This is a genomic window from Vibrio sp. 10N.261.46.E11, assembly GCF_041472735.1.
Classification (GTDB): Bacteria; Pseudomonadota; Gammaproteobacteria; order Enterobacterales; family Vibrionaceae; genus Vibrio.
In genome coordinates this window covers 98,765-109,506 of record NZ_JBFRQW010000060.1, presented here as the reverse complement: position 1 = coordinate 109,506, position 10,742 = coordinate 98,765, and the positions used below count along the sequence as shown (strand labels likewise).

General features: G+C 44.5%; 10 protein-coding genes and 1 pseudogene. 8 read left to right on the top strand and 3 right to left on the bottom strand.

Features of this window, described 5'->3' with window-relative positions; all coding sequences use genetic code 11:
• Positions 1-278: 278 nt before the first annotated feature.
• The 3 genes and pseudogenes from AB4407_RS18150 to ulaR form a co-directional block, all read right to left on the bottom strand.
• A complete protein-coding gene (locus tag AB4407_RS18150) occupies positions 279-491 on the bottom strand; it encodes a cold-shock protein (RefSeq protein WP_017071067.1) in 213 nt (70 codons plus the stop codon).
• Between the two features lie 309 nt (positions 492-800).
• Positions 801-875: pseudogene (locus AB4407_RS18145) on the bottom strand (phosphate-starvation-inducible E); the annotation flags it as partial.
• A gap of 40 nt (positions 876-915) precedes the next feature.
• Positions 916-1,692, bottom strand: a complete 777-nt coding sequence (gene ulaR / locus AB4407_RS18140) for an HTH-type transcriptional regulator UlaR (RefSeq protein WP_009847985.1) — start codon at positions 1,690-1,692, stop codon at positions 916-918.
• Between the two features lie 211 nt (positions 1,693-1,903).
• On the opposite strand from ulaR, the gene AB4407_RS18135 reads away from it, so the two are divergent.
• The 8 genes from AB4407_RS18135 (at position 1,904) to AB4407_RS18100 (ending at position 10,740) form a co-directional block, all read left to right on the top strand.
• Positions 1,904-2,746, top strand: a complete 843-nt coding sequence (locus AB4407_RS18135; RefSeq protein WP_029225314.1) for an HAD family hydrolase — start codon at positions 1,904-1,906, stop codon at positions 2,744-2,746.
• A gap of 9 nt (positions 2,747-2,755) precedes the next feature.
• The gene (locus tag AB4407_RS18130) at positions 2,756-3,487 is read left to right on the top strand and encodes a ribulose-phosphate 3-epimerase (protein WP_012603032.1); all 732 of its coding nucleotides are present in this window, start codon (positions 2,756-2,758) and stop codon (positions 3,485-3,487) included.
• A gap of 115 nt (positions 3,488-3,602) precedes the next feature.
• The gene (locus tag AB4407_RS18125) at positions 3,603-4,763 is read left to right on the top strand and encodes an iron-containing alcohol dehydrogenase (protein ID WP_372121532.1); all 1,161 of its coding nucleotides are present in this window, start codon (positions 3,603-3,605) and stop codon (positions 4,761-4,763) included.
• A gap of 53 nt (positions 4,764-4,816) precedes the next feature.
• A complete protein-coding gene (locus tag AB4407_RS18120; RefSeq protein WP_372121531.1) occupies positions 4,817-5,560 on the top strand; it encodes an HAD family hydrolase in 744 nt (247 codons plus the stop codon).
• The gene (tal, locus tag AB4407_RS18115) at positions 5,557-6,510 is read left to right on the top strand and encodes a transaldolase (RefSeq protein WP_017099278.1); all 954 of its coding nucleotides are present in this window, start codon (positions 5,557-5,559) and stop codon (positions 6,508-6,510) included. Before AB4407_RS18120 ends, tal begins: the two co-directional genes overlap by 4 nt.
• 9 nt (positions 6,511-6,519) lie before the next feature.
• A complete protein-coding gene (tkt, locus tag AB4407_RS18110) occupies positions 6,520-8,514 on the top strand; it encodes a transketolase (protein WP_372121530.1) in 1,995 nt (664 codons plus the stop codon).
• Position 8,515: 1 nt separating this feature from the next.
• Complete coding sequence (gene rpiA / locus AB4407_RS18105; RefSeq protein ID WP_032555301.1) at positions 8,516-9,229, top strand: ribose-5-phosphate isomerase RpiA; 714 nt, start codon at positions 8,516-8,518, stop codon at positions 9,227-9,229.
• An 80-nt stretch (positions 9,230-9,309) separates the two neighbouring features.
• Complete coding sequence (locus tag AB4407_RS18100) at positions 9,310-10,740, top strand: Sapep family Mn(2+)-dependent dipeptidase (protein ID WP_372121529.1); 1,431 nt, start codon at positions 9,310-9,312, stop codon at positions 10,738-10,740.
• Positions 10,741-10,742: the final 2 nt, after the last annotated feature.

Genomic DNA, 10,742 nt, shown 5'->3' with positions numbered 1-10,742 from the left:
ACCTTAAATGATAGGTGTTGCCTAGTTTTAGGGGTTTTTTTATGGATACAGTAATGACAATCAGGATGACTAAGTGAGCAGATTATTACGCAGGAGATGTCTTAGCACAAAAGATAGATACAGCGATAGATAGAACGGATCAGGTGTACAAAAGGACTTTTAATATTTAGAGGAGGTATTGCAAATGGGGAAGAGTATTACGGTAAAACTGAGGGGAAAACTGGTTTGCGAGAGAAAGTGACGCAAGTTGCTAATGCAACCTGCGCCGACTTAAAATCTTATAGAGCTACAACGTTTGCAGCTTGAAGACCTTTTTGGCCTTGCTCTACTTCGAAAGACACTTGTTGGCCTTCTTTAAGAGTCTTGAAACCTTCAGAAGCGATAGCACGGAAGTGTACGAATACGTCAGCGCCGCCGTTGTCTTGAGTTAGGAAACCGAAACCTTTCTCTTCGTTAAACCATTTTACTACGCCGTTTACTTTGTTAGACATGATGTGTCCCTTATATAAAAATAAAAAATTAATCGCCAAAAAGTGCGATGCGCTGAAAGCTTGAATTATTTAATGTATCTATGAAGCCAAGGGAAACACTGAGAATAACAATGAAGCAATACTAAGGGTTTTACTTTACAACTGGATGTTTCATTTAATAACCCTGAAAACAGAGCAAGCACATTCTTGGTGATCCTGACCAGGTTGTAAAGCGTTATTTGAATAAAATGACTATTTTTTGTTCAGTTAACTTCTATTCAGCCCTACAACATCACTGAACTTCATTTACAAAGCTCTGATCTTAAAGAATTACTCATCCGGCTGCTTGGTTCGAAGATCCACATATGGCCAGTAATGGTGCCCTACTCGAATCAAGAGTACGACAAAAGCAAAAACAAGCGCCGCAACAGCACTCTCCACGTAACTAAACTACCAGTATCTTCACACCTAGTTCTCGTAAAGCATCAAGCACCTTAGGGTCAGCGCCGTCATCTGTAATCAATGTGTCAATCTGAGAAGCGGTAGCGAGTAACTTTCCACCATGCTTACCTACTTTGCTGCTATCTATCAGAGCCACAATACGATCACCATACTCCAGCAGCTTTTTCTCTGCCATATAGACCAATAGATCAGAGGTATGCACACCAGCTGTCGTAACACCCGTACCCGTAAAGAAGACAAAACGACTTTTATGGTCATCTGCTGCTTCTTCATCTGGAGAAATAGTGATCTGACGTTCGGGTAGATATTGGCCACCAAGTATGATGATACTTTGATGATCTTGACTAATCAGCTGATAAGCCAATGGCATAAAATTCGTCACAACTTGCACATCACGATGCGCTAAATGCTCTCCCATCAAAAAAGTCGTATTGCTACCACTCACAATAATACTGTCGTGCTCTTCACACATATCTGCCGCAGCTTTAGCAATTCGCTTTTTCGCTACATAGCTTTCTATATCTGTTTCGCAGGGGATAAAGCTGCTTGGTGCATGAGTTGCGGCTAGGGACGAGTCAAAATTGATTACCTCTGCCCCATTACGGATTTTTTTCAGCCTCCCTTCTTCCGCCAACTTTGTAATGTCCCGACGAGCTGTAGATAAAGAGATATCTAACATCTTCACATAGTCATTTGTCGTTATAAACGTATGACTCGTTAGATGATCTAACAAGCTTCTATGACGCTGAGCTTCATTCATTGTTCATACCATTAAGTTCTTTTGAATTATTTTGACGCATTATGAACTTTTGAGCAATTAGATTCTCAAAATGAACTCTTTTGAATTAATTTGACTCGAAATATGTGATAGAAACCATTGTTTTGTTCATAATAAATCAAAAATGACTTTACGTGACCGCATTTGACCGTCTATAGTCATTTTGCGTCATGAGAAGTCACTGGAGAGTAAAATGAAATACCAAGCAGTAATGATTGATTTAGATGGAACACTGTTAAGTGATGCTGAGCAGATCTGCGTGACTAACAAACAAGCGATTTGTCTTGCCGTTAATAATGGATATCAGGTGAGCTTGGCGAGTGGTAGACCGCACCAGCTGATGATGCCATATGTTGACCAGCTTCAATTATCGCTACCAATCATCTGCTGCAATGGTGCCTATATTTATGACCCTAAAACACAACGTGTTCAACATCAGCACACAATTAGTCATGAATCACTAACGGGTCTGTTGAGCTTACTGAATGATGGACATTTCGCCTTCACCATCTATTCAAGTAAAGGCATCTTTGCTCAAAAAGAATCAACTCATACAAAGGGTTTAGAAAAAAAGGCTGAGGTTATTAATGCCGCAATGGAGCTGCAGGTTATCCCAACGCTGACCGAACTCATCGCTCGCAGTGGCGATGTATACAAAGTATTAGTGTCTAGCCAAGACAAAGAATCTCTAAACCAGTTACGAGATTCCTTAAAAACGCACTTCCAAGCTGACTTATCAACACCGAATAAATTGGACATTACGTCTAAAGCAGCCACCAAAGGCCACGCTCTTCAGCAGTGGCTAAATGACCAAAGAATTTCATCTCATAACACCATTGCTTTTGGGGATGGGGACAACGATGCCTCTATGTTCCGACTTGTCGGAGAACCTGTCGCAATGGCTAATGCCAGCCCTGCTTTAAAAGGCATGGCTAATCTAATTGTTACCAATAACAACGGCTGTGGAATTGGCCAGTACCTTCGCTTGATAGTGCAAGAAGGCCAACACACATGCCAAAACACTTTTAGTTACTAAGGATAAATCATGAAAAAAGTAAAAATTGCCGCAGGATTAGCACACGTAGATTACGGCCACATTGCAGACGTAGTGAAAGAAGTATCTGATGCTGGTGCCGATTACATCCACTGTGATGCAGCAGATATGCATGACCTGAAAAACCTGCAATTGATGGGGGGGCATCAAATTGTTGAAGGCATTCGTCCTTACACTGAAAAGCCAATTGAAGTTCACGCTTACTTCAAAGATTGCGACAAGTTATTTATCGATAAAATCGCTGCTGCTGGTGCAGACATGCTGATTCTACCAGCTGAGCATTTTATCGGTGCTCCTCTGTGTTACATCATTAAGTACTGTCAAAACCACGGAATGAAATTTGGTTTAACCGTTGGTGCATTAACGCCAGTGTCATTTGTTAAAGAATCTATCTACTACCTAGACCGTTTACACATTGTTATTCACGGCATTACTGATGGCGATGATGAATGGTTATGGCGCAAATCTGCGATTGCAATGATCCGCGAAGCACGTGAACTCATCAACGAACGCAACCCTAACTGTGAGCTATGTGTTGATGGCGGTATCCGTAACCACAACATCGAAGAACTGCTTAATGAAGATATTGACGTGATGGTTGCATCGACAAATATCTTTGGCCACAAAGACGGCATCACAGCAGGCGTTCGTGACTTCCGCGCAGCAATCGACCAACTGGAAGATAAAGCAGCGGCAGACACAAAAGAAGTCGAAACCGTTTAAGTAATTGCCTAGCGCAGCTTCTATCGAATCGATGCGCCACAGCAATCTAGAAATAACGGTGCTAAACCTACCCCCCTCTATGCTCGGGTTTGGCACCACTACCAAGGATTAAACCATGACACAGTTTCAACACTATCAACCGACCAAGCTAACCTTTGGTGCGGGTGAGATTCAGAAAATAGGTCAGCTTATCGCTCAATATGGCACACGTTGCCTAGTAGTATCCGAACCTATTTTTGATGCAGTAAAGCCAGCCTATGACCGCATTTTTACTTTGCTTTCAGAGCAAGGAATTGAAGTGACTCATTTTGATGGTGTCGTACCGAATCCGCCTACAACCGTCGTTGAACTTGGCCGCCAAGTGGCCATCGGAAATAACTGTGATGTGGTGTTGGCCATTGGTGGTGGTTCATCGATTGATACAGCAAAAATCATTTCGGCAACAATTAATGCAGAGTCTCTAGATTGGGCTCATTGGTTTGCCACTTATGATTCACCGTTTGGGGACGTCAACCCACTACCCGCGAAAGTCGTACCTTTGATCGCTGTACCTACAACATCGGGAACTGGCTCTCAAGTGACGCAAGCGGCAGTGATTACCGACCTTGAGCAACATGCAAAGCTAACACTGTTTCACCCTGAATTTTTCCCTTGTGAAGCGTTAATCGATCCAGAGCTCATGCTGACACTGCCTCCACGTATGACAGCTATGACAGGATTTGATGCTTTTTCACATGCGTTTGAATCATTTACGGGTACTCGACCATCTCCATTTGTTGATGGTATGGCGTTAGAAGCAATGAAGCTTGTCATTGATCACCTACCGAGTGTTGTCGACAACGGCGCAGATTTACATGGCCGCTGCCAACTCGCGAAAGCAGACACACTTGGCGGGATCTCGCTAGCTAATGGCGGTGCGGGGGCACCACACCCTTTAGGCGAAATCTTAGGTAGTAGCAAAACAAACCTACCACATGGGTTAACACTCGCAGTGGTTTATCCAGCTTATGCACAACTTCAATGGCGCAAGCAACCAGAGAGATTTGCTCAAGTGGCTGAGTTATTTGGTGCTGTGGGAAGTACCGAAGAAAAAGCTCAATCATTAGCGGCTGCTCTTGTGAAATTCCTTGAACGTATCGGTCTTGAATCGAACTTAACTCAAGTAGGTGTCACCAAAGAAGATGTTCAAAAGTTGGAGCCGGCTTTTTGCTTTGATCTACCACTAACCAGTGGTGAAGAAATGAAAAAAGTATTGCAGGCCAGTTTGGTTGAATAAGCGACAGTCACAAATTCACGTTTGTCATAATTAAAGAAAATGGAGATTGAAACATGGAATACAAGAACAACACTTTAGGTCATACAGCTTTGAAATTGGAAAGAGAGGAATTCATTGCCAGTAACCTAAAAGCGTTGGTCTTTGACTTCGATGGCCTTCTCGTCGATACCGAAACCTGTATGTTCAAAGCCTGGGAAGCTTTGTTAAAACCATACGGAGTTGAAGTTTCGCCACTCCAGGTTGCTGGCCTAGTTGGGAGCTCAGCGCCAGCAACCTACCTTTATCAACTATTCAACAAAGCGTCGAATCAAAAGCTCTCCGATTCACAAATTCGCGATCGAGTGATCGCTCATGCCTACCAATTAATTGCTTCAATAACAGAACGAGAAGGTGTCCGTCAGTATCTAGACTTTGCTAAATCACACTCATTGAGCATTGCACTGGCCACCAGCTCAGAGGCTGAACATTACATGCCAATTCTGAATCGTTTGAACCTTACACACTATTTCGACTGCTTTATCGGAGCAGAAGACATTGCCTCAGATAGACGGAAACCACATCCCGATGTGTATTTAGCGGCATTAGAACAACTCGGTGTATCTGCCCATCAAGCCATCGCTTTCGAAGATTCCCCTCCTGGAATTATGGCGGCTCGATCGGCAGGAATACCAACAGTTGCAGTCACCAATTTGCTCACTCGTCACCTCGATGTCTCGCTAGCCAACGTGGTGCTGAGTTCGATGAATGATCAAACGCTACTGCAATTGATAAACCAACTTACCGAGAATGAACAATGAATAAATTAGAACAACTGAAAAAGCACACCACTGTCGTTGCCGACACAGGTGATATTGATGCTATTGCTGCATTTCAACCTGAAGACGCCACAACTAACCCATCTCTAGTACTAAAAGCCGCAGAAATGCCGCAATACGATCACTTAATCGCCGATGCGATCACTTGGGCAAAAGCACAAAGCAACGACAAATCACAACAGTTGATCGACGCTGGAGACAAACTGGCGGTCAACATTGGTTTAGAAATTCTAAAAACGGTACCGGGGCGCATCTCAACAGAAGTCGACGCTCGTATGTCATTCGACAGAGTCGCAAGCTTGGCAAAAGCTCGTAAGCTTATCGGCATGTATAACGAAGCTGGCATCAGTAACGACCGAATCCTAATTAAGTTAGCGTCAACTTGGGAAGGCATTCGAGCAGCTCAAGAACTAGAGAAAGAAGGCATCAATTGCAACCTAACGCTGCTGTTCAACTTTGCACAAGCCAAAGCCTGTGCAGAAGCCGGTGTATTCTTAATCTCACCTTTTGTCGGTCGTATCCTAGATTGGTACAAAACCAATACCGATAAAAAAGAGTACCTTCCTCATGAAGATCCTGGTGTCGTTTCAGTCTCTGAAATTTACAACTACTACAAAGATCATGGCTACAACACGGTTGTGATGGGCGCGAGCTTCCGCAATGCCGATGAAGTCCTAGCATTAGCGGGCTGTGACCGTTTGACCATAGGCCCTGCAATTTTAGACCAACTTGCAGCACAAGAAGGCTCTGTTGAGCGCCTACTCTTTGCCGACCGTGACACCATCAAAGAGACACCAACAGCCATGACTGAAGCACAGTTCCGCTGGGAGATGAACCAAGACCCGATGGCAACAGAAAAGCTCGCCGAAGGCATCCGTAACTTTGCCGTCGATCAAGGCAAGTTAGAAACCATGATCGAAGCACGCCTGTAGGAGAAGATGATGATTACACGAACTAAATTAGCCGACGCTATTCGCGTTCTAAGCATGGACGCAGTACAAAAAGCAGGCTCGGGCCACCCCGGAGCACCGATGGGCATGGCCGATATCGCTGAAGTTCTATGGCGTGATTTTCTAAAACACAATCCGAGCAACCCTAACTGGGCCGACCGCGACCGTTTTATCTTGTCGAATGGCCATGGCTCAATGCTTATCTATAGCTTGTTACACCTATCTGGTTACGAGCTATCAATGGATGACATCAAATCTTTTCGTCAATTACACAGTAAAACCGCAGGTCACCCTGAATACGGTTACGCTCCAGGTATTGAAACCACTACCGGCCCATTAGGACAAGGCATCACCAACGGTGTCGGCATGGCTTTGGCTGAAAAAGTGCTGGCTGAACAGTTCAACCGTGAAGGCCACGACATTGTTGATCACCACACCTACGTGTTCATGGGCGACGGCTGCATGATGGAAGGTATTTCTCATGAAGCATGTTCACTTGCCGGTACGCTTGGATTAGGGAAACTGGTCGCTTTTTGGGATGACAATGGCATTTCGATTGATGGCGAAGTCGACGGCTGGTTCTCTGATGACACACCAAAACGTTTTGAAGCCTACGGTTGGCATGTTATTGCTGATGTTGATGGTCATAACGCTGATGATATTCACAAAGCGATTACTGAAGCTAAAGCCGTAACAGATAAACCAACCTTAATTTGCTGCAAAACCGTGATTGGTTTTGGCTCACCAAACAAGTCAGCCAGTCATGACTGTCATGGTGCTCCGTTAGGTGCTGATGAAGTCGCATTGGTTCGACTCAACCTCGGCTGGGACCATCCTGAATTTGAAATTCCTCAAGATGTATACCAAGCATGGGATGGGAAAGATAAAGGACAAAGCAATGAAGATGACTGGCAAACACGTTTCAATGCTTATCAAGAGACGCACCCAGAATTAGCCGCTGAGTTTTTGCGTCGTAGCCAGAACCTATTACCTGAAAATTGGGATCAGCACACTCAAGATCTAATCCAGACTTTGCAAGCGAATCCACAAACCATCGCGACTCGCAAAGCATCACAAAATACTATTGAAGCATTCGGACCAATACTGCCAGAGTTTTTGGGAGGTTCTGCCGATTTAACCCCTTCAAACTTAACTAACTGGTCAGGCTCAAAAGCAATTACCGCTCAAGATGCGTCAGGAAACTACTTGAGTTACGGCGTTCGTGAATTTGCGATGTCTGCAATGATGAATGGCGTGGCGTTGCATGGTGGCTTTATCCCATACGGCGGTACGTTCTTGATGTTCATGGAGTACGCTCGTAACGCGCTTCGTATGGCAGCACTAATGAAGCAACGCAGTATCTTCGTTTATACCCATGACTCTATCGGTTTGGGGGAAGATGGTCCGACACACCAACCGGTTGAACAAATCGCATCGCTTCGACTTACCCCAAACATGAGCACTTGGCGTCCTTGCGACCAAGTAGAAACCGCGGTGGCTTGGAAGTCTGCTATCGAACGTTTTGATGGCCCAACGTCATTGATTTTCTCTCGCCAGAACCTTGTTCAATTCGAACGTGACCAAAACACGCTTTCCAATGTAGCGAAAGGTGGATACATCCTTTCTGACTGTGAAGGTGACCCACAGCTGATTCTAATCGCTACGGGCTCTGAAGTAGCACTCGCCATGGAAGCAAAAGTACAACTCAGCCATGTTCGCTGCCGCGTAGTTTCAATGCCGGCCACCGATATTTTTGACGCACAAAGCGCGGAATACAAGGAACAGGTTTTACCAAGCCATGTTACAGCACGAGTTGCCATAGAGGCTGGTATCCGTGACTACTGGTTCAAGTATGTCGGGCTACACGGCGACATTGTGGGAATGACAAGCTTTGGTGAATCAGCACCAGCAGAACAACTCTTCGAAATGTTTGGATTTACAGTCGAAAACATCGTTGAAAAATCCCTAGCGGTTCTGGAGAAGTAATATGAGCATGGCACAACGCTTTATTGAAAACCAAAGCCAAGACTGCCTGCGAACTAAGGCTGCAAAAGTAGCCTTAGAGCAAGTCCTAAAAACGCTAACACCTTCTAGCGTGATTGGTATCGGAACTGGTGCAACAGTTGAAGTTTTCATTCAACTATTAAAAGAAAGTGGCGCTGAGTTTGCTCATTGCGTATCCAGTTCGGTTCGCTCAAGTCGAGCTTTATCCTCTGCAGGGCTGAATGAGATATCCATATCTGAATGTGGCCGTGTTGATTTCTACATTGATGGCATTGATGAAGGTCTTACAACCGGCATGACCGTGAAAGGTGGTGGTGCGGCACTGGCTCGTGAAAAAGTACTCGCGACGCTTGCTCTAAGCTTCATCACCATCGCAGATAGCGGTCGATTGGTCACTCAACTCGGAAAGTTTCCACTCCCTGTAGAGGTTTTACCTGCCGCACAAACTGCTGTGTTTAATGCCTTACAAAGCCTTGGTGGACACCCGACGTTGCGCCAAGACTGCACCACTGATAACGGCAATATCATTCTCGATGTTGCTCATTTGGACATCGCTGAACCAAAGCGATTAGAACTCCAAATTAACGCTATTCCTGGCGTCGTCGAGAACGGTATTTTCGCGCAAAGAACGGCCGATTTCATGGCTTTTTCGAATGCAGAAGGTACGTATTTATTATCAAAGCAACACGTTCAATAGCTGGGATTTATAATCAAAATGAGACCTCGCTTGCAAGTCTATTTACAAGCATGTCAGTAAGGATAATTTAGGAATAAAACATGACGGAAAGCAATTTTTCAGCTCAAACACTGCGCTATTTTGATTCAAATATTGAAACGTTTACGCGTGATCTATCTGAGCTAATTGCTATTCCGTCTGTACGAGATATCAGCAGCTGTTCACCCAATGCTCCTTTTGGTTTACCGATTAGAAACGCATTCGACTTTCTCATTAACTGGGCGAAACGAGAAGGGTTTGAAGTCCGTGATCATGATGGTTATGCCTTGGACGTCAGCTTTGGCGAAGGCTTACAAGAAATCGGCATATTGCATCATGTAGATGTGGTAGAAGCCGGTAATTTGGACTCATGGTTAACCCCTGCATTTGAGATGCACCAACAAGGTGATGACTTATTGGGGCGAGGCGTTACCGACAACAAAGGCCCGTTAATGGCCAGTCTGTATATTCTCAAGATGTTTAAAGCGCTTGATGTAACACTCGACAAAAAAATAAGAGTGATCATCGGCGGCGCAGAAGAGACAACTTGGGAATGTGTAGAGCATTATTTTAATCATAACCCTCAACCGGATTATGGTTTCTCTCCAGATGGCGACTTCCCAATCGTTAATGGAGAAAAAGGCATCCTATATGCGTCATTGCAACGAGAATTCCCAACTCACAATGGCCTAGGAACTTGTCAGATCGTAAGCATTGAAAGTGAGCGTGACAGAACATCCACCTGCTATCAATTATCGATTTATCTGACAGGAGAAAAAGCGGCTGAAGTAGCAGCAACATTTGAAACTTCAGCAACGGTCACTCTTGCCAATGTGGCACAAAGTGACAACCACCAACAAAAGGAGTTGTACTGCGTTGAGTTGTCAACGCCGTGGGAGAAATCTCGCAACCCGCATAAGGTCGATAACTGTATGGATCAGTTTGTTCGTCACATGCGACATGTTGAAGGGTTAGACACTAACTCTCGAAATTTAATTGATTTACTAGACGCGTGTTTTAGTGATTCCAATGATGCTTCGAAATTAGGGCTAGCACACCAAGATAAGGAAATGGGGTCGACTACATGCTGTGTCTCCTCCATCAATTTGAATCAACATGGCTACAACTTGGATTTTGATTTTCGGTTTCCTAAAGGACTGACTATCGATCAAGCTCGTACCCAACTCCAGTATGTATCCCAACAATACGGAGTGAGATTGATTGAACACCAGTACTTACCTCTATCTTACCTCTCACCCGAAAGTGAACTTATCCAAGCAATGGGAAAAGCTTATTCCGAAGTGACCAAAATGGACGCTCAGTGCTTTAGTAAAGGTGCGGCTTCTTACGCGCGCGCGCTAAACAATGGTGTGGCATTCGGACCTACTTTTCCTGGTGATGTGACTCGTGTCCATGAGCCTAATGAAAGGCTCAGCATCGAGTCATTAAAAAGAGCAATAACAATATACGTGAAAGTTCTCATATCACTTTAGGA